The organism is Vibrio sp. 1641, assembly GCF_033339995.1.
Lineage (GTDB): Bacteria > Pseudomonadota > Gammaproteobacteria > Enterobacterales > Vibrionaceae > Vibrio > Vibrio alginolyticus.
On the sequence record NZ_JAWOVP010000005.1, the window covers coordinates 13,205 to 37,066 of the forward strand.

Below are 23,862 nucleotides of genomic sequence, written 5' to 3' on the forward strand. Positions count from 1 at the left end.
ACTATCGCCCTTCTGGCTGCCAATTCGGATTAATAAGCGACGTTAGAACGTGGTCTTGCCACTCACCATTAATCAAAAGGTAATCTTTTGCATACCCTTCTCGGTTGAAACCTACATGCTCTAGCACAGCTTCACTGCGTTTATTGTGAGGCATGTATCCAGCTTGAATACGATGCAGTTTCTGAACGTTAAACATGTAGTCGCAAGCCATGGTTAATCCACGACGCATATAACCATGCCCTTGCGCTTTTTCAGCGAGAGAATATCCGACGTTACAAGAATAAAAAGGAAAACGACTCAAACTACTAAAGGATATCGTACCTAGCATTTCACCCGAAGAGGCTCTGACTAAAAGGCAATAATACCCCAATCCCATTCGATGCAGCTCATTGAGCTTGATAAGCTTTTGCAACCAACCGTTCACTGAGAAAAAAGCCTCTTCACGTTTCGGTTCAAACGGTTTCAGGTATTCTCGGTTGGCTTGAAAATATTCGGCAATCATATCTGCGTCACCGATTTCAGCGGTACGAAGAAGCAAGTCACCGTCCAACTTATGAACGGCGATAGATGAGCTGTTATCTTCCATTACAAATGATTAATTCCGTCTTTTCGTTCAATTCGATTAATTCTTACGTATACCGTAATCACGCAGTTTATTAGCGATTGAGGTATGCGATACATTCAAGCGCTTAGCAAGCTTGCGGCTTGATGGGAATGACTGATACAAACGTTCCAGAACTTGAGATTCATAATCACGCATGATCTCATCCAAAGAACCGTCGATGTTAAGCGTTGCACTACCAGCGCCGACTGACTGAGGCTGAGGTAAATTGAAGTGATCCGCGTTTAGTATATCACCATCCATTTCCGTGAGCGCTCGAAGAACCATGTTATCCAGCTGGCGCATGTTTCCTGGCCACTGATAATTTGCAAGGGCATCAACTAGACCATCATCAAACTCTGGCTTATCAATCCCAAGCTGTTGAGCATGTTTCGCCACAAACAACTCAAGCAATGGTGCAACGTCGTTTGAGCGCTTACGTAACGGAGGAATGCTGAGCGTAAGTACGTTGAGACGATAATACAAATCTTCACGGAACATTCCTGCTTCAGAAAGCTCGGCAAGGTTATGTTTTGTTGAAGCTATGATACGAACATCGACATGCATCTCATCTTCTGCACCGACACGACGGAAATTACCATCTTGTAGAAAACGTAACAGCTTGATTTGAAGATGCGAGCTCATTTCACCGATTTCATCAAGAAATACCGTCCCGCCATTTGCTTGCTCAAAGATGCCTTTGTGGCCTTGTTCATGATTAAATGAACCCGGCGCATGACCAAAAAGTTCGGTTTCTGCTACATCGTCAGGCATCGAAGCACAACTCAAAACTAGGAATGGCTTGCTCGCGCGGCTAGAACGGCTGTGGCAAGCTTTAGCAAGCATTTCTTTACCAGTCCCCGTTTCGCCCTCAATCAACAATGGTTGGTCAAGCACAGACAGCTTCTTAGCTTGGTTCATTAGTGCTTTATGACGGTTCGATATACCAACAAAGTGCTCAAAACCCAGAGGATTATGCAGCGGTAGTGCCTCTTCAATTCTGGCAACTTGCTGACTAGAGCGAATCGTCATTAGAGTACTCGCTAGAGTCGAGTTTTGCGCTTCGTCTCGGATATAAACGGGCATCAACTCTAGAACATAGTCCAAGCCATCAATCACAAGGTTTTCCCGCGTTCGACCATTAACACCTTCAGACCAACGAGAGAAACGAACACTTGGTAACAAAGCACCGATTTGAGTACCAATCACTTCTTGCTTGTGAAGGCCAAGCAATGAAAGTGCAGACATGTTTGCCATGTCTACGGCACCTTTAAGATCAATGGCAAAAACCGGATCGGGCAAGTTATCAACTAACGAGAGCAGCTCCGTATTGTGGCGCTCCATCGGCATAAACTGGATTTTACGTACGTCTTTCACCCCCGGAATACGGCGGATTTCAGCCATCAGCTCACTAAACGTATCAAAATCAATATCCGGGCAATTCAAATAGATAATACCGCTAATATCGATTTCGATACCACGCAAGTCGATGCTTTTAGACGCTAAAATATCGAGCAGTTCTCGGGTCAAGCCGAGTCGATCTTCACATAAGACTTCAAGACGCACTTAAAATATCCCAATTCACAACTGTCAGGAAAAGTTGACAGTAGTTTCTATCATGCTTGGAATGGCGTCAAGCAATCCTATCCATCAAAGTTGATATTCGTTACGGTTTCATCGTAATTGATGCAACTTTCGCCGCCACTGCCTTGCGTATGGTGCCCAACTTAACCTGACGGTCAGGATACCAGGGTAGTGGACGCAATAAGGTCATCGCTTTCAAGCCCAAACGTGCCGTTAGAATACCAACACCTAGCCCCTGCCCCGCACGAGCAGAAACTTTGCCAGCAAGATCCATCGACATCAAGTCCATACTGGCATCAATAGCGAGCTCACTGGCACCAGCCGCCGCCATATTGACAAATACCGCTCTTAGTAACTTGATGCGAGATGCATAACCTAGCTCTACCCCATATACCTTGGAGAGGTTGTCGATCATTTTGAAATTTCGCCAAGCCACCAGCAACATATCAGCGGCAGCCAGAGGGCTCACGGCGACTAGGGCCGCACACTCGGTTGCGTGCTGTGATACGATTTTCGTTGCCAACTTGTCTTGTTGGCTCACCACCATCGAGTCATACATATCAAGAATTTCAGCGTCACTATGAGCAGGGTTAATACTGTTCTGCCAACGATCAAAGCCCGGATTCTCTGCCATCACACCACTTTGTTCTGCTACGGTTTCGCAAAAGGCTTTCCCTTTCCCAACGCTCTCACTATTAACAAGTGCTTCTGCTTCTTCTTGAACACTAAAATGATTTCGTAGTTTTCGCAGTTTCCAAAGCTCTTTACCCATAGCTCCTAAACCAAGCGAAGCGATCGCAGCAATAAACCCCGTCCAGCTTAAGGCTAGCCAATCAGAAGCCTGAATTGCGGTTATAACCGAGTCCACCGCTTGCCAGCCAACCAGACCAGCAAAAGTTGCAAATGCGCCAGTCGCGAGCCATTTTCTGCCCGATTTTGGACGAATGACATGCTCGAGTTGCAATTCCTGTTCGGTCTCCTGGTGCGCTTCTTTAACTTCAACAGGTACAAATGTTTCTTTTTCGCCGAATGTTTGCTGCGCCGTCAATTCCGGTTGATTCGATTGCTGCTCTTTTTCCATTACCTTTTCAGAGAAAACTTGTTTTTGCTTCAACTCACTCATTTCAATTTATCTCCAATCAGGTAATCCAGTGCTTTGTCTAAGCGTATGTGCTTCACTGGCTCATCATTGGGTGAGGGCATCGGACGAAACGACGTAAAATCAAACCCGTTGTTTTGCCAATAAGCTGCATTTGGTAGCTTTTTCGGCACCTCTCCGGGAAACATAGTCATCGGCTCACCACCCAATGTTGTTCCTTGTAACGCCGGGATGGTCTTATCTCCAGAGGAAATAAACCCCGTCGTGGTTGCTTGGATGGAAGCGATACTCATGCAGCTCATCTCAATATTTTCGTAGGCTGCCGTTTGCCATGCTGGATGCACCATTTGTTGGAGCAGAGACACCAAATTTGGGTGCTGATCGGGCGTGATATGATCCGCTTTTGTAGCAGCGAACAACACTTTGTCGATTTTTGGTGAAAACAAGCGACGCAAAAAGCTACTACGACCATAACGGAAGCTATGCATGATCTGTTCTAGCGCTTGGCGCATGTCGTAAAACGCTTCATCACCGGCATTGAGAGGCTGCAAACAATCCACCAGTACAATCTGGCGATCGAAGGTCGCAAAATGATGCTTATAAAACGCTTTCACGACTTTCTGTTGGTATTCCTGAAAACGGGCTTCTAGCATCGCTAAGTTACTGCCCTTGGGCGCTTTGCTTTCTGAATCAACACGACACGGGAAAAACTGTAGCACCGGCGCGCCTGCTAGCTCACCAGGTAATACAAAGCGGCCAGGCTGAACCCAATGAAGGCCAGCGTCTTTACAGGCATGAAGGTACTCGGTGTATGTGTGTGCAACTTTCTCAAGTAGTTTCTCATTCACTTCTGCATAGAGGTCCACTTTCTCTAGTTCAGAAAGCCAAGCTTTGGCTAAATCGCCACGCTGGCCTTTAAGTGCATCAAACTGAGTTTGCGACCACGTTGCAAAGTCCATGTCCAATAAAGGCAGGTCGAGCAACCACTCTCCTGGATAGTCGATAATATCAACATTTAAAATTGCGGTTTTACTCAACAGCTTTTTCGTGGTTTTATTTGGTTTGTACTTGAGCGCTAAGCGAATCTCACTCACATCACGTGTCGGTACTGGCCACTGAGGTGGAGTAGCATGAATTTGGCTCATCGCCTCATCGTAAGCAAAGCGTGGCACCATCATATTCGATTGAGGCTCACGTTTCGCTCCAATAAGGCGCTTATCTCTAGCCGCAGTCAAAAGAGGCAAATTGTCATGGGTTGCAGTATGAAGAAGCTGATTCACTAATGACGTGATGAATGCCGTCTTACCGGCACGAGAAAGTCCGGTGACAGCAATTCGAACATTAGAGTCCATACCTCTGTTGATAAAGTCATTAACTTCTTTCTTTATTCTCTTCATTACGCTTCTTTATCTTACTCCACTTTAAAACAACGTTGTCAGCGACTTCGAATTTCGAGCTATGAATACTGTTCTATCCCGAATCCTATGAGTTTAACTTTATATACCTTAATAAAAGATGAACAAAACATCCGGCTTAATGCTGTGTTAAAAAAGAAAAGCCCCTGAGTGGTTCAGAGGCTTACTTAATCTACAGCATTAGTAACTCTATATGCGCTGATTACTATGTTAAACAGGAACCCGCTTTCTTTAAGCCTAGTCGTCTTCGATTAACTTATAGATAACAAATAGAGCGATTTCTAAAATCAACCACAACACACATGTGATGGTCACGTACTTTTCATCAAAGATGCTGATACCGTGAAGAATCAAGTCATAGCCAACAAAGCCACCTATCACTACAGCAAGAATAATTTGTAGAATCTGAATAAAACGAGGCATGCCGTCTCCTAATTATTGTTCGCATAACGTTTGATTGCTATGCCTAAAGGTTTATATCCTTAATTATATAGACAAAAAGTGCAGGTTTCGCTGCACTTTTGTCAATTGTTTGCTAGGTAAATCAGCACCTTGTCACATTCTCTCTACTGAGACGCAGCAAGATTGCCCTTTGCCTTATGCTTCCATCTCTTGAATTTTCACTTTCCAAGTGTCTGGACCAATTTGGTGCGCGTTAACACCATTTGAGTCGACAGCCACTGTTACTGGCATATCTTCAACTTCAAATTCGTAAATCGCTTCCATACCTAAATCTTCAAATGCGACAACGCGAGCTTTCTTGATCGCTTTCGCCACCAAGTACGCAGCGCCACCGACAGCCATTAGGTAAACCGCTTTGTGATTCTTGATAGATTCAACCGTTGCAGGGCCACGCTCAGCTTTACCGATCATGCCCATGATGCCGGTCTTTTCTAGCATCATGTCGGTGAATTTATCCATACGCGTAGATGTTGTTGGGCCAGCAGGACCAACGACTTCATCACCAACTGCATCGACAGGGCCTACGTAGTAAATGAACTTACCGTTTAGATCTACGCCTTCAGGTAGACCTTCACCGTTATCTAGCATGCCTTGAATACGTTTATGCGCAGCATCACGACCAGTCAGAATTTTACCTGATAGAAGAACCGTTTCGCCTGTCTTCCACTCTTGTACTTCTTCTTTAGTAATTGTATCTAAGTTTACGCGACGCGTATTTTCGCCCGCTTCCCAAGTGATGTCTGGCCAATCTTCTAGTTTAGGTGGTGTTAGCTCTGCTGGGCCGCTACCATCAAGCGTGAAGTGCACGTGACGAGTCGCCGCACAGTTCGGTATCAAACAAACAGGCTTAGAAGCCGCGTGCGTTGGCGCAGTTTTGATTTTAACGTCGACAACAGTCGTCAAACCGCCAAGGCCTTGCGCGCCGATACCAAGTTTGTTCACGCGATTGAAGATATCCAAACGAAGCTCTTCTTCTGCGTTTTGTGGGCCACGGTCAATAAGCTCTTGAATATCGATGTGTTCCATTAGAGATTCTTTTGCCAATACCGCTGCTTTTTCAGCCGTACCGCCGATACCAATGCCAAGCATGCCAGGAGGACACCAGCCCGCCCCCATTGTTGGTAGCGTTTTTTCTACCCACTCAGCAATATCGTCAGATGGGTTTAGCATCACCATCTTAGTTTTGTTTTCGCTACCGCCGCCCTTCGCAGCGATCTGAATTTCAACTTTATCGCCCGGAACCATGTTGATATGTACGACGGCAGGCGTGTTGTCTTTGGTATTAATACGTTTACCAGCAGGGTCCATAAGTACTGACGCACGCAACGGGTTATCAGGGTTCGTGTACGCTTGTCGAACACCTTCATCTACCATCTGCTGAACCGTCATGTCGGTCGAATCCCATTGCACGCCCATACCGATGTTGACGAAACACGTCACAATACCAGTATCCTGACAAATTGGACGGTGACCTTCTGCGGACATTCGGGAGTTAATTAGGATCTGAGCAATCGCGTCTTTCGCGGCTTGACTCTCTTCGCGGTGATAGGCTTTTTCAAGAGCTTGAACAAAGTCTAGCGGGTGGTAGTAAGAAATATACTGTAGCGCATCAGCGACACTGCTGATCACATCCTGCTTGCGTATTACCGTCATTACATGCCTCGTTATAGTTATGCTTCCATTATTGGCTTGGCTTCAATCGTGTTTGTTGAGCTTATTGCTCTTTTGAGCTTCGTTTTTTATAAACAATTGTCGAACGGCTGATATCGACACACGAAATGCTGAAGTTGCCTACTTGTAAACCATCTCAAAACCCTATGAATAGAGGGAGTTTGGCTACACAGAGGAATATGATACTCTTGCTGCCCATGACATGCCATGCAGTGAACGATCTCTTTGTCACAAATTACACAAATGAACAACATGGACAATCAATTCATTGATTTTAAAGCGTTGGAATACGCACCAGAGTTTGCTCTTCACCTTTTTTCTCGCATTCAACACCTACCTTGGGCGATGTTGCTGCGTTCTGCATCAAAAACGCATATCGATAGCCGCTTCGATGTGTTGGTCGCCAACCCGATTGCAACGTTAGAAACCACTGCCGACAACACACAAGTTGAAACGCCATCGAATGCCTATTCAACTCAAGATGACCCATTCACGCTGCTTCATCAATTGCAAGAACAGTGGCTTCCTCACGTAGAGTTAAATAAAGAATTGGATTTGCCTTTTGTTGGTGGTGCGCTCGGTTACTTCAGTTACGATTTAGGTCGCCGCGTAGAAACGATGCCAGAAGTGGCAGAAAAAGATCTCAACACGCCGGATATGGCGGTAGGTCTGTATGAATGGGCCGTTGTTGTTGACCACAAGCTTAAAAAAGCATGCCTAGTTGGTCAGAATATCGAGCAAGCTTGGCAGTGGTTAAACGAGCAAAAAGCAGAACAAACCGTTGACTTCGCTTTGTCTGGTGCTTGGCAGTCAAACATGACGAAAGAGAGCTACGCTACTCGCTTTGACAAGGTGCAAGAATACTTGTTGAGCGGTGACTGTTATCAGATAAATTTGGCGCAGCGCTTTAACGCACCGTATCAAGGCAGCGAGTGGCAAGCGTATCTGAAATTGGAGTCCGCCAACCAAGCGCCATTCTCAGCGTTTATCCGTATGCCTGAGTCTTCGATTTTGAGTATCTCTCCAGAGCGCTTTTTAGAGCTCAAAGATCGCGTCATTGAAACAAAACCAATCAAAGGTACTCGCCCACGCAGCGAAGATCCAACGAAAGATAACGCTAATGCCCATGACTTGCAGACAGCGGAAAAAGATCAGGCAGAAAACCTGATGATTGTCGATTTGCTGCGTAATGATATTGGTCGAGTTGCATCACCGGGTAGCGTCCACGTGCCAAAGTTGTTCGATATTGAAAGCTTCCCTGCCGTGCATCATTTGGTGAGCACCATTCGTGCAAATTTGGATGAACAATACGCTCCTGCGGATTTGCTGCGAGCGTGTTTTCCAGGCGGTTCAATTACGGGAGCACCTAAAGTTCGCGCAATGCAGATTATTGAAGAACTGGAGCCGCATCGACGCAGCGCGTATTGCGGCAGTATTGGCTACATTTCACGCCATGGTCGTATGGACACCAGCATTACTATCCGAACTCTTGTAGCGGAAAAAAACAAACTTTACGCTTGGGCTGGCGGCGGCGTCGTGGCAGATAGCGATTGCGCCTCTGAGTATCAAGAAACGTTGGATAAGCTTTCAAAGATTTTGCCAGCGCTGCAATCGTAGGTTTCAACAGCACACAACGCCGCTTTAATGCTATTGACGAAAACAATCTAAAACGCCTCCAGAACGGATAATGCCGCTCATTTAACAGCGAGTGGCATATTTCTGTATCTCATCACCCTGCACAGCGACGAAGGAGCGTGATACAGGTTCTTCTATTCAAGCACTTTGTGGTCAAATTTGTTTCATTACCCGCTCATCGTGTTGCTACTAGATTCTTAGTCTCGCCAAGGCTCGCTAGAATGACCCAAAAAACATCGTTAAACGAGCGGCATTATCCAGTTTGGTGCGTTTTTTTGTGTGTTTTATTTGCATGTACTTTAGCTTTTAGCCGTTGGCCAACAAACATACTTTTTAAGAGGCAGCGTCTACTGCTCAAGCCACTTACACATAATCTGTTCGATATCGGTTGCGGTGTACGGCTTAGTGAGTATGTCGTCCATGCCTGAATCAATGCACTTTTGACGCTCTTCGATGGTAGTGCCAGCGGTTAATGCAATAATAGGATGAGTAAAGCCACGCTCTCTCAGATACATCGTCGCCTCATAACCATCCATTTCTGGCATTCGGCAGTCCATGAATATCAGTTCGTAGTCTTTACTTTTCACCGCTTCTAATGCTTCTTTTCCGTTGGCTTTTAAATCAGGTGTAATGTCGAGTTTTTTCAGCATTTGAGTAACAATGACTTGATTCATTCTGATGTCATCAACCACTAATATTGAGCGTCCTGCTAAATCGCTTCGCTCTATAGTGACCAATTCCCCCTCTGCTGTGCCTTGTGCTTGCCCTTCCTCAAGAGGAATAGCAACTTTAAAAGTTGTCCCTTTGCGCTCTTCACTCTCAAAGCTAATTTGACCTTGCATCAAATCCACGAGGTTTTTACAAATCGCGAGACCTAAACCTGAGCCTTCAAAGCTGCGTTTCGCCGAGCGATCAACTTGGACAAATGGGTCAAAGAGTGACGGCTGTGCTTTTATTGGGATGCCAATACCAGTGTCTTCAACCTCAAAATAAGCCGTGCCGTTAAGCCATTCCACACGTAACACGACACCACCCAAGTGAGTAAACTTAATCGCGTTTCCCACCAAGTTAACCAAAATTTGTGTAATGCGCTCTAAGTCACCGACTAAAAATTCAGGGATCCCCAGCTTTTTGTCGATAGAGAAATGGATGCGTTTTTCCGCAGCCTTAGCTGCAAATACACCCATGATGGCTTTTTCAAGCTCCTCCCAGGCAAAAACTTTATGTATGATTTCCATCATACCGGCATTCATCTTACTGAAATCAAGAAGATCATTAATGATAACTCTCAATAAGTCCCCTGATTGAGTCAAATTGCTCAAGTATTGACGCTGCTCTTCTTCTAATTGGGTTCGACTCAATAACTCCGCACTACCCAATACGCCATTGAGAGGAGTTCGCAGCTCATGGTTAATCATGGCGACAAACTCCTTCGTCGCTTTCTCTGATTCCTCAGCCCGCTTTCTCAGCTCGACCTCTCGCTCTAAACTTAAGTGTCGACCAATAACACCATGAACTAAGTCAGACACGAGCTCCATCTGTTTGGAAATAAAAGACTGATCGATTTGATCTTGCAACACAGAGAAAATCAACTCCCCAACCGTTTCCCCATCAATGATAACTGGCAAATGCAAATTCTCTCCCTGCCAATTAGGAGTGGTGAAAATCTCGTTGTTATGACGAAGCTGTATGTGACCAAAGTGATGACGACGCAATGAGCTCAGCTTTGTAGCGTCAAGAAACAAGTAAGCCGCAGAAATGATCGAGTTAGAAGTGAGCTGCTCAATAAAGCTCGCTATCATTGCTTCATCGAACGTGCTCGATAAAAAAGTACGACCGAACTTAATCAACGTGGCATCAATTTGCTCTTCAAACTCAAACTTACGAAGATCCTTTTTAGATTTCAGCTCCAGCTTTTTCAATGCAACACTGAGTTGCTGGTTGGATTCATATAACTCTAAGCTTTTCTGTTCCAACAGCTGCTCAGCTGCTTTTCTTGATGCAACTTCTCGTTTGAGTTTCCTTTCTAATGAGGAACTTCCCGTCATATCGTTCTTATTGAGCCTCTAACCAAAAACGTACTTTGCTGCCATCTTCTGACTGGTTTTGATGTTTGATATGAACTACCTCACCAAAATGTGCAGCACAACCTTTTATCAATCCTAAGCATACGTGAGACATACATCTTGCGCTGTGGTAGTCAAATACCAATTGGGATTGGTTTTCACTAATGAAATCAAATTGCGGAGGGTTAGCATCAGGATAGAGCTTCTTAACTTCGACATGAATAAAATCTTCAACATGGCGAACAAATTGAAACGTCGTTTCACACTGTTGCAAACTGGCGTGACTAGGAATAGAGCGAAGTAAATTCAAAAAGACGCACTCTCCAAACACCTCTTGCAGTTGCTCGGGGGGAACACCAGATACTTTACTGAGATTCACGATCAACTTAACCAAGTCTTTGTGATCGTAACTACCAACAGCAGTGTAAACACCTTCATCGTTAGAAAGATCGAGAACTTGGTCTAACACATCAAGACCGAATTTCTCTTCCACTAACTCCATGAACTCGGTGAAAATAATCCCTTTCATTGGCCAATACTTGCCCTATAGTGACGTCCTAAAATAAAGAATGGTGTATAACCTTATAAGTTTCAAATTAATATGTTCAAGCAGAGTGAGACACACAACACAAAGAGGGAAAGTGCTGGCGAGTGTTTTAATGCGAATGCTTTATTTGGTAACCAGTAACGATAACGCCATACGCTTTGCCGTCTTTGAGTATAATAAATAATGGTTAGGCACGATAAATAAGGACTCAGTTTGGTTATCGACAAAACTCATTTACTACAGAACTTTCAATTTCGGCTTCCAACGGGCTACCACAAAGAGTCCCTTGCACGACTGAAATGGATGAAAGAAAAGTCCCTGAGAGATGCGGCAGTCTTAATCGGTTTTGTGGAACGCGATGACGGGTTACAAGTCATTCTGACTAAGCGTGCAGCCCACTTACGCCATCATCCGGGACAAATCAGCTTTCCCGGTGGCAAATATGAGCAGGAAGATATTCAGCTCGTGAATACCGCTTTAAGGGAAACCAAAGAAGAAGTTGGGATAGAAGATGAGCATATTCATGTGTTTGGTCAACTGCCTACACTACCAACGATTAGTCAATTTAATGTGACACCTTTTTTGGCTTTTGTTTCTCCGGAATATAAAACGCATATTGACCCAAATGAAGTAGAGTCAGTTTTTGAGGTTCCTGCCAACCATATTCTGAACCCCAAAAAATTGTATAGCACCAAATTTGACCTAAAAAGAAGCAGTCATCGTGTATTTGCTATCCCATATAGACAGCATTTCATCTGGGGCATGACGGCACAAATTATCGAATCAATGCAAAAACATATTATTTCACATTAAACAGTTGTTGATATCGGTGCTTTTATAGGCGCGATCATTATGCGCATCAATATTAATAAAACGTTGCTTCATAAACATTCATTCACATTAGATTAATTTTCCATTCTCACCGCAAACGCTTGCGGTGAAATAAATTTATACAAACAGCCCTATTGATAAGTTTTTCTAATTTTACTCATTAGCAGAAATCACGAGTAGCACATCATTTTCGTGATAAAAAGCAGGTTTTTGACATATCATTCAATAAGCGTAAGCAATAAATGATTTAGATCTAATTTTCCTAGTGTAAAATCTTGCAAAATTACTCCCGACTTATTTCCTGTTCCCAAAATGAGTAACTAAAAAATGAATACAACTACTTCTGCGGTTTCTACCGCACAATCGTCTAGTAAGTTTTCTTACAAAGACTTTACCTGGTGTCTGTCCCTTTTTGGTACGGCAGTAGGTGCAGGTGTACTGTTCCTTCCTATTAAAGCAGGTGCAGGTGGCTTCTGGCCATTAGTAATCCTAGCCCTAATTGCAGCACCAATGACTTGGTTCGCACACAAATCTTTAGCTCGTTTCGTTCTTTCTGCGAAAAACCCTGAAGCGGACATCACCGACACAGTAGAAGAGCACTTTGGTAAGACTGGCGCAAACCTTATTACGTTCGCTTACTTCTTCGCTATCTACCCAATCGTACTTATCTACGGTGTTGGTATCACAAACACAGTTGACTCTTTCCTAGTTAACCAAATGGGCATGGAATCTATTCCTCGCTGGCTACTTTCTGGTGCACTTATTGCTGCAATGACAGCAGGCGTAGTATTCGGTAAAGAGCTTATGCTGAAAGCAACTTCAGCAATGGTTTACCCTCTCGTGTTCATCCTACTAGCACTGTCTGTATACCTAATTCCTGGTTGGAACACTTCAATGATGGAAGTGTCACCTGACTGGGGTGCAATGCCAGCTATCGTTTGGCTAGCAATCCCTGTTATTGTGTTCTCTTTCAACCACAGCCCAATCATTTCTCAGTTCTCTAAAGAGCAACGTCGTGTATATGGTGATGACGCAGTTAAGAAAACTGACGCTATCACTGGTGGCGCAGCAATGATGCTGATGGGCTTTGTTATGTTCTTCGTTTTCTCTGTTGTACTTTCTCTGTCTCCAGAGCAACTAGCAACAGCGCAAGAGCAAAACATCTCTGTTCTTTCTTACCTAGCAAACGTGCATGAATCTCCACTGATCTCTTACATGGGTCCATTGGTTGCTTTCGCAGCGATCACCTCTAGCTACTTTGGCCACTTCTTAGGTGCGCACGAAGGTCTAGTTGGTCTAGTGAAATCTCGTTCAAAATCACCAGTAAGCAAGATCGAGAAGATGTCTCTAATCTTCATTGTAATCACAACTTGGATCGTTGCTATCGTTAACCCAAGCATCCTAGGTATGATTGAAACAATGGGTGCACCGATGATTGCGGCAATCCTATTCTTGATGCCAATCTTCGCAATGCAAAAAGTTCCTGCGATGGCTAAGTACAAAACTTCAGCACCTGTGCAAATTTTCACAGCAATCTGTGGTCTTGCTGCAATTAGTTCTGTAATCTACGGCGCTCTTTAATCATCTCTGCCCGTTGCAGTATGATTAATCCAAAAATATAACGATAAAATTAAGCCTCCCAACTCCCCTTGGGAGGCTTTCTTCTGAGGTAATCGATATGATTAGTGTTTTTGATATCTATAAAATCGGTGTTGGACCTTCAAGCTCACACACTGTAGGCCCAATGAAAGCGGGTAAAGAGTTTATTGATGATCTTCGTGCAATGGGAAAACTGCGCGACATCACTAAAATCACCGTTGACGTTTATGGATCACTATCACTGACAGGGAAAGGTCACCACACAGATATTGCTATCATCATGGGTCTTGCAGGCAACACTCCTGAGAAAGTTGATATCGATTCTATCCCGGGCTTTATCGCTCGTGTAGAAGAAACTGAACGCCTTCCTGTTGGCATGCACTGTCACACAGTATCGTTCCCACGTGAAGGTGGAATGAACTTCCACAAAACAAACCTAGAGCTACACGAAAACGGCATGCAGATCCACGCTTGGATTGATGACGAAAAGGCGTACTCAAAAACTTACTACTCTATCGGCGGTGGTTTCATCGTTGATGAAGAAAATTTCGGTAAAGAAGCTGAAAACCCAGTAAAAGTACCTTACCCGTTTACAACGGCAGAGGAACTGGTTAACCAATGCCACGAAAGTGGATTGTCCATCAGCGCACTAACCATGAAGAATGAGCATGCGCTTCATTCAGATGAAGAAACTCGTACTTATTTCGCAAACATCTGGCGCACAATGCGCGAGTGTATGGATCGCGGTATGAATGAAGAAGGTATTTTGCCTGGTCCACTGCGTGTGCCTCGCCGTGCAGCAGCACTTCGCCAGCAGCTACTTACTTCAGAAAAGACAACAAACGACCCAATGTCTGTTGTTGATTGGGTAAACATGTTTGCTTTCGCAGTAAACGAAGAGAACGCAGCAGGTGGCCGCGTTGTTACAGCACCAACTAACGGTGCGTGTGGCATCATCCCTGCGGTACTGGCTTACTACGATAAGTTCATCCAAACTGTGACTGAAAAAGATTACATCCGTTACTTTGCAGCTTCTGGCGCAATCGGTGGTCTTTACAAGCGTAACGCGTCGATCTCTGGTGCAGAGGTTGGCTGTCAGGGTGAAGTTGGCGTGGCATGTTCTATGGCAGCAGCAGGCCTTGCTGAGCTTATGGGTGGTAGCCCAGAGCAAGTATGTATGGCAGCAGAAATCGCAATGGAGCACAACTTAGGTCTAACGTGTGACCCAGTTGCAGGTCAGGTTCAGGTTCCATGTATCGAGCGTAACGGTATTGCGGCAGTAAAAGCAATCAACTCTACTCGTATGGCACTACGTCGCTCTTCAGCTCCAACTGTTTCTCTAGATAAGGTTATCGAAACCATGCTAGAAACAGGTAAAGACATGAACGCGAAATACCGCGAAACATCTCAAGGTGGTCTAGCAATCAAAGTGATTTGCTAACACGCCTTTCTGAATACCAATCAAAACCCGAGTTTATGCTCGGGTTTTTTTATACCCCAAAAACCCAGGAGAATGCGTTATCAGGACAAGTAAAAAAAACCTAAAACGTTGAATATATCCAAATATTATGGATATCTCAGTAAAAAATCACATCTCTTCCCAAGCTTTATTGATAACGTAGCCAAAAATTAAACTTGGAGCACATCAACACATGATTAGGTTTGAAATTGGAAACCAAATCTGCGTTTGCTTGTCCGAAAACGAAATATCTCTAGAGCTCAATCAGTCACTCCACCACTCCATTCCTGTCAACCCAAATGAGTACGCCATTCTGTCAACTATCGCCACATACGGCAGTTTAAATACGCCGATTAGTCAGCGGTTAATAGAAAGCAAAATCACTCAACAATACAAAATGACACTGCCTGAAAATGGCTTTAAAAACGCGGTGGCCGCTCTAAGAAAGAAATTTCGCAAGCTCACGGAAGAACATTTAACCACTAACAAAAACATTATCGAAAACATTCACCGGACCGGATACTTCATCCCTTTTACTATGCAAAACAACCATCAGAATGGCATCGAACATCAACAGAAGATCAATCAATACACAACCAATAGTCTTCGCAAAGCGCTTCGTATTTGCTTGCGTAATAAAAAGATCTATTCAGAAGCAATGTGGGTTGTGTTGATCACTGCGATCATTTTCTTTGCTATCTGTTACTACGCGATAAACAGCATCGTTAAACATAATTATCTGGATAACGCCTTCGAAATTGCAGAGAACCTTTCCCGTAGGAGTTGCTTTGCTAATGAAAGCGAACTGAAGTCACTATTTGATAATGTGAAGTTGGTGGAATCGAGCATGATGCTAGATCGTTTCAATATTCGATGCTTAGTCACTCCAGAAACCGTTGTCCCTGTCAGCAAAAAAGCCTTTGAAGAGTGGAGTAACAATAACAATTACACGACCCAATCATTTGACTTAAATAACGCAACCGTTTTGGTTCGTGTTAAAAACATTAACTTATCCGACAATGTTGAAAATCATATTTCACGTTTTTTTCTTTCCGGTATGAAGCTATCAACGAATACCGGAACGTCGTTAGAGATTGGTAACACCAATGAACGCTTCTTCAATTATCACGTAAAGAATAGTGGCTATAAAGAGGTGTATTACATCTCTGGACCGTTTCAAAGTATCATTCTACTGAGCTTACTTTTTCTCATTATACTGCGTCACCGCTCCCTACAAGCCTTTATGGCTTACTTGTGCGCAATTCGACAATTCAAAATAAAACTGGAACCGATTTATAACACTTCGGCACAAAAGATTGTGCACTACGAAGCCCTCTCCCGGTTTAAGGTAAAAAATACGCAACGGTTTATTGAAACACTGATCCGCAATGGATTGCTGCTAACTCATACCTTACTGGTGATTGATTCCATCTACACCAAACAAAAAGCGTTGCCCATCCCTATTAGCATTAACGTTTGTCCTTCTTTGCTGCGAGGGCGTAACTTTTCAATCCTATATAGAGAGCTATCTAATCGGGATTGCCGTTTGCTGACAATCGAAATCACAGAAAATGCATCGATGTACTATACCTCTGAGATTTATGGCAATGTCGCGAAACTAAAAGCTCTGGATTGTAAAATCAGTATTGATGACTTTGGCACCGGTAATAATAATGTGGCGCTTATCAGCAAGCTGAATCCGGACTACCTCAAAATCGACCGAGAATTTGTTATTGGCCTAAAAACTGATGATAAAAAGATAGAAACCTTGCGTCAGTTAATTGCTATGGGCAATACGTATCGCTGCACGGTCATTGTTGAAGGCGTAGAAACGGCAGACAGTGCTCACTTACTCACAACATTGGGCGCATACATTCACCAAGGTTATTATTACCCTCTTCATTGCTAGCTTTTCTTCACTCGGTTAGTTACTTAAAATAGATTTAATACTCTATAAAAACTCGTGGTGGCATAAAGGTATGCCGCCAATTTGTGATTGAGCGATGATTGCGATTAAACCCACCAAACTGAAAGATTTTTCAAGTTTGATGCAATTGGATGTGCAAGAAGAGCAAAAAGGATTTTTTACACCGTTTGAAATGGCTTATCAAAAACGTAGTAAGTCAGAGGCGTTCTTTACGATTTATTCTGATGATCTATTAGTAGGCTACCTTGTTATCGATAAAGGTTTCTCCCAACATGCGCCGTTTGCTAAACGATACGAACTGGAGCTTAAGTACTTGATGATTGATCAACGTTTCCAACGTCAAGGGGTTGGGAGTGAGGCATTGCGTAAACTGTTCCTTTATGCATATACCATTAACCCTAAAAGCACCTCTCTTTGCGCCACTGTCCCACAAAGTCAGCAATACGCTATCAGTTTTCTTGATGCGTGCGGATTCATTAATACAGAGGAAACAACATTGGGTGATAATGAAAAAGAATGGATTCTACGACACCCATTAAGCTATCTGGTGAAGCATAATCAAAATTGGGCCATTCAGATACAACAAAGGCAAGCTTCTCGCTTGCCTTTGTTTAATGCTCAACAGAAAGTGACTTATTCGCCTTTGTAAATACAACCCGCTGTGCACGTTTCTTTGATTTCTACTTTACTTAGCAGTGGTAAGCTTGGCTTGAGCTGCTGCCAAATCCATTTTGCTAACACTTCGCTAGTCGGGTTCTCTAACCCTTCAATGTCGTTTAGGTAGTAATGGTCTAAGCGATTGTAAATTGGTTTAAATGCAGCTTTGATCTCTGCAAAATCCACTACCCAACCTGTATGTGGATCAACTTCACCTTCTACATAAAGACGAACAAGGAAAGAGTGTCCGTGCAAACGACCACACTTGTGACCTTCTGGTACGTGTGGCAAATGGTGTGCTGCTTCGAACATAAACTCTTTGTATAATTCTGTTTTCATCTTGATTCTCAGGCTTTAAAAAGACAGGCAATACTAAGGAATTCGCTGCCAAGAGACAAGCGTTACCCCATACAAGCGTAGCAAAAACTTCCGCTGGTTCCTGGCCTCTTTGCTATCACTCACACCAAAGCGCCGTATTTCTGTCATGCGCCAAACATTTGATTACACAGCACTCACATCACAATTACATATCCCCAACATGTGTGGGGTCACAATCATTCATTTCGTTGTTCGCAGTGGGCATTTGTGCACATTAATATTGTGCAGTTCGTTCCAATTACACTTATAAATTTATGCGCTCAACTATCACTTTTAAGCTCTTACTGGCGTTAATTGCTGTCTTCAGCTGCGTTCTAGCTGCCTCTACGGCTTACCAATACCATCAACAAAAAACCTTAATCAATGATGTTCTTAGTGAACAACTCCATGATAAGGCTAGTAATTATTTCGATAGCCTAAATATGATGATGCTTACGGGCACCATGTCGCAAAAAGAAACCTTACGTCAAAAGGCCCTGGCCCAAGAAGGCATTGAAGCAGTTCGCGTGTTGCGAGCTGATACTGTGACCAAACTTTACGGACCTGGGCAACAAAACCAGCAGCCTGTCGATGATATTGATCAACGAGCGTTGAATGGTGAACTGGTGATTGAACCAATCTCAGCCGATTGGGGCAAAGGGTTAGTAGTCGCGCTACCAATGAAATCGAGCGAAAATTACCGTGGCACCAACTGCGTTTCTTGCCACGTTGCACCAGCAGGAGAAGTGTTGGGCGCGATTCGCTTGGAATACAACATGAATCATGTCAATTCAATGATCAGTAAACAGGCAATGTTTGCGATGGGAATAATGGCCGTAATCGCATTTGTGGGCTTCATCATAACGATGAGTTTGATTCAAAAAATCATTGTACGACCAATTCAAAGAACGTCGAAATTCATGTCGAATGTGAGCCATAGTAAAGATCTATCTCAACGACTGATGCATCACCAACAGGATGAAGTGGGCCAACTTTCTACAGCCATCAATTCATTCATGGACACGGTCTCCGAAAGCTTAGAACGTGTGCAAGACACCTCTCACTCACTTGCCGACTCCGCGAGTAAACTAACTGCTGTCGCGCAGTCCACAGATAAAGCGGCCAATAACCAACAGCTAGAGACCAGCGAAGTACAAAGCAATATCACCGATATGCTGCAGCAACAAACTGCTGTTGAGGACTCGACTAACAACGCTACTGTTTTGGTCAATCACACCGTTGATGTCGCCACTCATAGTGCAAGCCAAGCACACAATGTAAGTGAAGACATCAAACAACTAGTAAGTAACATTGATACCGTACGGGAAAAAATCAGCTCTCTAAACCAAAGAACCGAAGAAGTGTCGTCCATTCTTGTGGTTATTAAGGGTATTGCAGAACAAACCAATCTGCTCGCGTTGAATGCTGCTATTGAAGCCGCCCGAGCCGGAGAGCAAGGACGCGGTTTTGCGGTCGTCGCGGAAGAAGTGCGTAACCTGGCTTCTAGGACGGCTGAAGCCACTGGTAATATTGAACATATCATTTCTCAATTCCAGCAAGGAAGTGAAGAGTCATTAACTTCTGTTGATACCGTCTGCCAGTTTGCTCATCAACGCTCTGTCGATGTCGAGGCACTATCAGCCACAATGCATAACGTTGTTGACGAAATGCGCCAAGTGCTCAGACATGCAGAAGATATCCAAAACCAGACGCAAACCACATCTGATGTAAGTCAGCATATTCAATCTAAAATAGATGTGATCACACTGCATGCTAACGACACATCGCAATCAGCATCACACACGCGTGATATTAGTGTTGATTTAGAGCATCTATCCGAACGTTTAGAGCAATTACTAAACCAATTCACACTTTCAGAGCACCAAAGAGTGAATAAATAGAGAGATTCTCCCCATCAAAACGAATATAAAGGTTGATGCGAGCGAATTGACAGGTAATATGTCTCGTTGAATCTGTAAAATGCTACCCAACTCAGCGCTTAGCTTGTTTTTTGAACAAAAATGTTATTAGACAAGTACTTTAAGTAAGCGTTGAGTTGAATTTTTACCTCAATGGAGAATATTGAAAACATGACTTACGCGCCTGTATCAGACGTATTGAAAGGTCAGCTAGCAGTAGACAGCGAAGTGACTGTTCGTGGCTGGATCCGTTCACGTCGTGATTCCAAAGCTGGAATCTCTTTCCTTGCCATATATGACGGCTCTTGTTTCGACCCGATTCAGGCCGTGGTCCCAAATAATCTTAATAATTACGAAGAGGAAGTATTAAAGCTAACGACTGGCTGCTCTGTTGAAGTAACTGGTAAGATTGTTGAATCTCCTGCAAAGGGTCAAGACTTCGAACTTGCTGCCACTGACGTTAAAGTGGTTGGTTGGGTTGAAGATGCTGAAACTTACCCAATGGCAAAAACTCGTCACTCAATCGAGTACCTACGTGAAGTTGCGCACCTACGTCCGCGCACAAACGTAATCGGTGCAGTAGCACGTGTACGTAACTGCCTATCTCAAGCAATCCACCGCTTCTACCACGAGCAAGGTTACTTCTGGGTATCTGCGCCGTTGATCACGGCTTCAGATGCTGAAGGCGCTGGTGAAATGTTCCGCGTATCTACGCTAGACATGGAAAACCTTCCTCGCACTGACGCTGGTAAAGTGGACTACAACGAAGACTTCTTCGGTAAAGAGACGTTCCTAACAGTATCTGGTCAGCTAAACGCAGAAGCTTACGCTTGTGCGCTAAGCAAAGTTTACACTTTCGGCCCTACTTTCCGTGCTGAAAACTCAAATACAAGCCGCCACCTAGCAGAGTTCTGGATGGTTGAGCCTGAAGTTGCGTTCGCAGAACTGGATGATGTAGCGAAACTGGCTGAAGACATGCTCAAGTACGTGTTTAAAGCAGTGCTTGCAGAGTGTCGCGATGACCTTGAGTTCTTCGCTCAACGCATCGACAAAGAAGCAATCACTCGTCTAGAGCAGTTCGTTTCTTCTGACTTCGCGCAGGTTGACTACACTGACGCAATCCAGATCCTTCTTGATTCAGGTCGTGAGTTCGAATTCCCAGTTGAATGGGGTATCGATATGTCTTCTGAGCACGAGCGTTTCCTTGCTGAAGAACACTTCAAAGCACCTGTAATCGTTAAGAACTACCCGAAAGACATTAAAGCATTCTACATGCGTGCTAACGATGACGGTAAAACAGTTGCAGCGATGGACGTTCTAGCACCGGGCATCGGCGAAATCATCGGTGGTTCTCAGCGTGAAGAGCGCCTAGACATTCTAGATGCACGTATGCGTGAAGTGGGTATCGATCCTGAACACATGAGCTGGTACCGCGATCTACGTCGTTACGGCACAGTGCCACACGCAGGCTTCGGTCTAGGCTTCGAGCGCCTAGTATCTTACGTCACTGGTATGGGCAACGTTCGTGACGTGATCCCATTCCCACGTACTCCTCGCTCTGCGAACTTCTAATCACTTTTTAGTGATATCGAATTAAAAAGACCTCCCATGTGGAGGTCTTTTATTTGTACGAATGATTTTCTAGCAACCGGTGTATGCACTCTAGTTGTTATTTTCGTCGTCATCCTCATCTGCTCGCGCTGCGTATTTTACTCCAACCACACACAAGCCAAACATCACAAATGGGATAACGGCAGCAGTGTATTCCGTCCAAACCATATGAGAAAAAGATTTCGCCAATATCAAGTGTGCAAACACCAACAAAAATGCGCTAAAAATAGCAACACCCATCAACCTAAGTTCATGCTTTACCAACTGCTTTTTCATTACGGCTCCTAACCTAAATGGTTGTCTGCCCATGATTGAAACACAGCTTCGGTATCGTCCACTGATACAGTTTGAGCAAAAAACAGGTAAACAGTTGGCTAATGAAGTAATTCTCCGACCGTCTTCACGGCTTGTTCTAATTCATCATTTACAGGTAACGATGTATTAAGCCTCAGGTAGTTCTCATAATTTGGAGCGACAGAAAACAACTGACCAAATGCTACAGTGATGTTCGCTTCCAATAACTTTTGATAAATCGCTTTTCCGCACTTTGTTTTCGGCAGTTCTATCCAAAGAAAATAGCCGCCTTCCGGTTGCGTGTAACGAATCGATTGGGGAAAGTACTTATCAACCAGTTCAATAAACGCCAATTGCCGCTGCTCAAGATTCTTTCGCAGTTTTCTAAGATGGCTATCATAACTATCGTTTTGTAAGTAATGCGCGATACCCTGCTGGATTGGTGCACTGCCTGACAACGTCGAGATAAGTTGCAGCTTTTGAAGTTGCTCATTGAAGCGTTTGTTTACCACCCAGCCCAGCCTATAGCCAGGGCAAAGGCTTTTTGAAAATGATCCACAATGCAACACGCGCTCTTGTGTATCAAAAGCTTTAAGTGAGCTTGGCTTTTTTTCAGAAAAATAAAGCTCTGAATACACATCATCTTCGATCAAGTACACATCGTATTTGTCAGCCAGTTCGACGATACGTTGCTTCTGCCCGTCAATTAATAAGGTTCCTGTTGGATTGTGAAAGTTAGTCATTAACCAACATGCGCGAACATCATTGTCGGCAAAAGTCGATTCAATTTGATCTACTGAATGTCCAGTTAACGGATCCACCGTTATTTCTATCGCCTTTAGACCTAAACGTTCAATCGCTTGAAGTGCGCCATAAAACGTCGGTGATTCAACTACAACAGTATCTCCAGGCTGGGTCACGGCCTGAAGGCTCAAATTCAACGCTTCTAATGCGCCAGAAGTAACGACAATATCATCATGGGTAAACACCATACCTTGTTGGATGTACCGTTGAGCAAACAAACGGCGTAGAGACTCACAGCCCGGCGGCAAGTTATCCAATAACGTCTCTGCCCCCATCTTCCTGCCTGAGCTGGCTAGGTTGCGGTTTAGCGCTTCTAATGGGAACAATGCAGGGTCTGGAAACGCGGAGCCAAACTTCACCGCATTCGGTGAGGCCTGATTTTTGAGGTAGTCGTAAAGTTCATCGTTGATGCTGGAGCGATAAACGGAAGTGGCTGGAGAACTCGGTTCGAAGCGGTCCAGCTCCGCAGTCACAAAGTATCCAGACTGAGGTTTCGCTGCGACCCAACCTTGTGCTTCGAGCAGCTGATAAGCTTGTAATACCGTACCTGCGCTGACAGAATGGTTTCGGCTTGTTACACGCACTGATGGCAGCTTTTCCCCTGCTCTCCATGTATTTTGCTGAATCTGCGTTTTGAACAGCTCAGCCAGTTGACGGTATCGGTTCATGTTTCCCTCATTTCACTTACAGCCGCACCATAGCATACTTCGCGCCAGCATTCTGATATGGGAGTATTCAATTTAGCAACGTAATTTATCAAGTTTATCAATAGATATTTCAGCCACGAAGTGAGCGTTTATATCCCATACTTTGACCGTTACACACATATTGCCTCACATCTTTGCAATACCTAAAAGCCAAGGTTTTACGTTGGACTGAGTGCGTTAAACTCACTTCGAGCTACTGTATTTAAATCAGGAGGAAGCGATGAAAGTTTTTACAATGGACGATCTCTCGTATCGCGGAAAACATAAAGGTGTACATAGTTGGGACCATCCTGGCAGTACCACCCCTTATTATTGGCATCCTGATTGGCTGCATATCGCTGAAGATGCTTTGGGTGAACACAAAAAGGCTGACCTTGAAGTCCCTGATGGAGAAACAGCGACAGAAGAGCATGCAAAAGCGGCGATTCTCAAACACTTGAATGACGAGTAGTTTAGGCTCTATCACCGTTCAAGAATAGCATTAGGTAGGCGAATCCATCGTTGTATGCTTTAAACACAAATAAAGCTAAAACCTGCCAAATAGTAAATTCTTCTGAATGAGAAGTACGCATCTTCTATAGCGTTCAAAGGGCAAAATAAGTCGATTGTTATCACAT

General features: G+C 44.1%; 19 protein-coding genes and 1 pseudogene. 9 read left to right on the forward strand and 11 right to left on the reverse strand.

Annotated features, from left to right (window positions below):
* Position 1: 1 nt before the first annotated feature.
* The 6 genes from rimJ to R7Z47_RS12455 all read right to left on the reverse strand — a co-directional run bounded on the left by rimJ (position 2) and on the right by R7Z47_RS12455 (position 6,814).
* Positions 2-586 (reverse strand): ribosomal protein S5-alanine N-acetyltransferase, encoded by a 585-nt coding sequence (rimJ, locus tag R7Z47_RS12430; RefSeq protein ID WP_005376916.1) that lies wholly within the window; start codon positions 584-586, stop codon positions 2-4.
* 36 nt (positions 587-622) lie between these two features.
* Positions 623-2,167: a transcriptional regulator TyrR gene (tyrR, locus tag R7Z47_RS12435; protein WP_017820442.1), complete on the reverse strand. Its 1,545-nt coding sequence runs from the start codon at positions 2,165-2,167 to the stop codon at positions 623-625.
* 100 nt (positions 2,168-2,267) lie between these two features.
* A complete protein-coding gene (locus tag R7Z47_RS12440) occupies positions 2,268-3,308 on the reverse strand; it encodes a YcjF family protein (RefSeq protein ID WP_005388274.1) in 1,041 nt (346 codons plus the stop codon).
* On the reverse strand, positions 3,305-4,681 hold the full coding sequence (locus tag R7Z47_RS12445) for a YcjX family protein (RefSeq protein WP_262607072.1): 1,377 nt from the start codon (positions 4,679-4,681) through the stop codon (positions 3,305-3,307). Before R7Z47_RS12445 ends, R7Z47_RS12440 begins: the two co-directional genes overlap by 4 nt.
* Before the next feature lie 255 nt (positions 4,682-4,936).
* Positions 4,937-5,122 (reverse strand): hypothetical protein, encoded by a 186-nt coding sequence (locus R7Z47_RS12450; RefSeq protein WP_005376906.1) that lies wholly within the window; start codon positions 5,120-5,122, stop codon positions 4,937-4,939.
* Positions 5,123-5,296: 174 nt separating this feature from the next.
* Positions 5,297-6,814 (reverse strand): fumarate hydratase, encoded by a 1,518-nt coding sequence (locus tag R7Z47_RS12455; RefSeq protein ID WP_005376905.1) that lies wholly within the window; start codon positions 6,812-6,814, stop codon positions 5,297-5,299.
* Between the two features lie 270 nt (positions 6,815-7,084).
* Between R7Z47_RS12455 and pabB the strand changes: the two genes are divergently transcribed.
* Positions 7,085-8,449, forward strand: a complete 1,365-nt coding sequence (gene pabB, locus R7Z47_RS12460; protein WP_017820445.1) for an aminodeoxychorismate synthase component I — start codon at positions 7,085-7,087, stop codon at positions 8,447-8,449.
* Positions 8,450-8,814: 365 nt separating this feature from the next.
* On the opposite strand, the gene R7Z47_RS12465 is transcribed toward pabB, so the two are convergent.
* Positions 8,815-10,515, reverse strand: a complete 1,701-nt coding sequence (locus R7Z47_RS12465; protein ID WP_017820446.1) for an ATP-binding protein — start codon at positions 10,513-10,515, stop codon at positions 8,815-8,817.
* Positions 10,516-10,522: 7 nt separating this feature from the next.
* Positions 10,523-11,062, reverse strand: a complete 540-nt coding sequence (locus R7Z47_RS12470; protein ID WP_005388282.1) for a heme NO-binding domain-containing protein — start codon at positions 11,060-11,062, stop codon at positions 10,523-10,525.
* A gap of 231 nt (positions 11,063-11,293) precedes the next feature.
* Between R7Z47_RS12470 and R7Z47_RS12475 the strand changes: the two genes are divergently transcribed.
* From R7Z47_RS12475 to R7Z47_RS12495, 5 genes and pseudogenes are all read left to right on the forward strand, one after another.
* A complete protein-coding gene (locus R7Z47_RS12475; protein ID WP_005376901.1) occupies positions 11,294-11,893 on the forward strand; it encodes a CoA pyrophosphatase in 600 nt (199 codons plus the stop codon).
* 345 nt (positions 11,894-12,238) lie between these two features.
* Positions 12,239-13,492 (forward strand): aromatic amino acid transport family protein, encoded by a 1,254-nt coding sequence (locus tag R7Z47_RS12480; protein ID WP_005388284.1) that lies wholly within the window; start codon positions 12,239-12,241, stop codon positions 13,490-13,492.
* Between the two features lie 97 nt (positions 13,493-13,589).
* A complete protein-coding gene (locus R7Z47_RS12485; protein ID WP_005376899.1) occupies positions 13,590-14,951 on the forward strand; it encodes an L-serine ammonia-lyase in 1,362 nt (453 codons plus the stop codon).
* A 211-nt stretch (positions 14,952-15,162) separates the two neighbouring features.
* Entirely contained in the window at positions 15,163-16,878 is a 1,716-nt protein-coding gene (locus R7Z47_RS12490) for an EAL domain-containing protein (protein WP_154204465.1), read from the forward strand.
* Positions 16,879-16,972: 94 nt separating this feature from the next.
* Positions 16,973-17,437: pseudogene (locus tag R7Z47_RS12495) on the forward strand (GNAT family N-acetyltransferase); the annotation flags it as partial.
* A gap of 92 nt (positions 17,438-17,529) precedes the next feature.
* On the opposite strand, the gene queD reads toward R7Z47_RS12495, so the two are convergent.
* Positions 17,530-17,892, reverse strand: coding sequence for a 6-carboxytetrahydropterin synthase QueD (gene queD, locus R7Z47_RS12500; RefSeq protein ID WP_005376896.1), 363 nt, complete (start codon positions 17,890-17,892; stop codon positions 17,530-17,532).
* Between the two features lie 293 nt (positions 17,893-18,185).
* Between queD and R7Z47_RS12505 the strand changes: the two genes are divergently transcribed.
* Entirely contained in the window at positions 18,186-19,811 is a 1,626-nt protein-coding gene (locus tag R7Z47_RS12505) for a methyl-accepting chemotaxis protein (protein WP_213871687.1), read from the forward strand.
* Between the two features lie 189 nt (positions 19,812-20,000).
* On the forward strand, positions 20,001-21,401 hold the full coding sequence (asnS, locus tag R7Z47_RS12510) for an asparagine--tRNA ligase (protein ID WP_318130109.1): 1,401 nt from the start codon (positions 20,001-20,003) through the stop codon (positions 21,399-21,401).
* A 90-nt stretch (positions 21,402-21,491) separates the two neighbouring features.
* Here asnS and R7Z47_RS12515 read toward each other — a convergent pair whose 3' ends face one another.
* Together R7Z47_RS12515 and R7Z47_RS12520 are read right to left on the reverse strand one after the other, a co-directional pair.
* Positions 21,492-21,716 carry a hypothetical protein gene (locus R7Z47_RS12515; protein WP_017636102.1) on the reverse strand — a complete coding sequence of 75 codons (225 nt, stop codon included), beginning with the start codon at positions 21,714-21,716 and terminating at the stop codon, positions 21,492-21,494.
* A gap of 98 nt (positions 21,717-21,814) precedes the next feature.
* Positions 21,815-23,206: a PLP-dependent aminotransferase family protein gene (locus R7Z47_RS12520; RefSeq protein ID WP_318130110.1), complete on the reverse strand. Its 1,392-nt coding sequence runs from the start codon at positions 23,204-23,206 to the stop codon at positions 21,815-21,817.
* 259 nt (positions 23,207-23,465) lie between these two features.
* Between R7Z47_RS12520 and R7Z47_RS12525 the strand changes: the two genes are divergently transcribed.
* Positions 23,466-23,696 carry a hypothetical protein gene (locus tag R7Z47_RS12525; protein ID WP_017636104.1) on the forward strand — a complete coding sequence of 77 codons (231 nt, stop codon included), beginning with the start codon at positions 23,466-23,468 and terminating at the stop codon, positions 23,694-23,696.
* Positions 23,697-23,862 lie beyond the last annotated feature (166 nt).

What these genes read in the sequence shown, in the direction of transcription:
- R7Z47_RS12525 (WP_017636104.1), top strand. Translation starts at nt 23,466, where the DNA reads ATGAAAGTTTTTACAATGGACGATCTCTCGTATCGCGGAAAACATAAA.
- R7Z47_RS12485 (WP_005376899.1), top strand. Translation starts at nt 13,590, where the DNA reads ATGATTAGTGTTTTTGATATCTATAAAATCGGTGTTGGACCTTCAAGC.
- pabB (WP_017820445.1), top strand. Translation starts at nt 7,085, where the DNA reads ATGGACAATCAATTCATTGATTTTAAAGCGTTGGAATACGCACCAGAG.
- R7Z47_RS12455 (WP_005376905.1), bottom strand. Translation starts at nt 6,814, where the DNA reads ATGACGGTAATACGCAAGCAGGATGTGATCAGCAGTGTCGCTGATGCG.
- R7Z47_RS12515 (WP_017636102.1), bottom strand. Translation starts at nt 21,716, where the DNA reads ATGAAAAAGCAGTTGGTAAAGCATGAACTTAGGTTGATGGGTGTTGCT.
- R7Z47_RS12490 (WP_154204465.1), top strand. Translation starts at nt 15,163, where the DNA reads ATGATTAGGTTTGAAATTGGAAACCAAATCTGCGTTTGCTTGTCCGAA.
- R7Z47_RS12445 (WP_262607072.1), bottom strand. Translation starts at nt 4,681, where the DNA reads ATGAAGAGAATAAAGAAAGAAGTTAATGACTTTATCAACAGAGGTATG.
- R7Z47_RS12480 (WP_005388284.1), top strand. Translation starts at nt 12,239, where the DNA reads ATGAATACAACTACTTCTGCGGTTTCTACCGCACAATCGTCTAGTAAG.
- rimJ (WP_005376916.1), bottom strand. Translation starts at nt 586, where the DNA reads ATGGAAGATAACAGCTCATCTATCGCCGTTCATAAGTTGGACGGTGAC.
- R7Z47_RS12465 (WP_017820446.1), bottom strand. Translation starts at nt 10,515, where the DNA reads ATGACGGGAAGTTCCTCATTAGAAAGGAAACTCAAACGAGAAGTTGCA.
- asnS (WP_318130109.1), top strand. Translation starts at nt 20,001, where the DNA reads ATGACTTACGCGCCTGTATCAGACGTATTGAAAGGTCAGCTAGCAGTA.
- R7Z47_RS12450 (WP_005376906.1), bottom strand. Translation starts at nt 5,122, where the DNA reads ATGCCTCGTTTTATTCAGATTCTACAAATTATTCTTGCTGTAGTGATA.
- queD (WP_005376896.1), bottom strand. Translation starts at nt 17,892, where the DNA reads ATGAAAACAGAATTATACAAAGAGTTTATGTTCGAAGCAGCACACCAT.
- R7Z47_RS12440 (WP_005388274.1), bottom strand. Translation starts at nt 3,308, where the DNA reads ATGAGTGAGTTGAAGCAAAAACAAGTTTTCTCTGAAAAGGTAATGGAA.
- R7Z47_RS12520 (WP_318130110.1), bottom strand. Translation starts at nt 23,206, where the DNA reads ATGAACCGATACCGTCAACTGGCTGAGCTGTTCAAAACGCAGATTCAG.
- R7Z47_RS12505 (WP_213871687.1), top strand. Translation starts at nt 18,186, where the DNA reads ATGCGCTCAACTATCACTTTTAAGCTCTTACTGGCGTTAATTGCTGTC.
- R7Z47_RS12470 (WP_005388282.1), bottom strand. Translation starts at nt 11,062, where the DNA reads ATGAAAGGGATTATTTTCACCGAGTTCATGGAGTTAGTGGAAGAGAAA.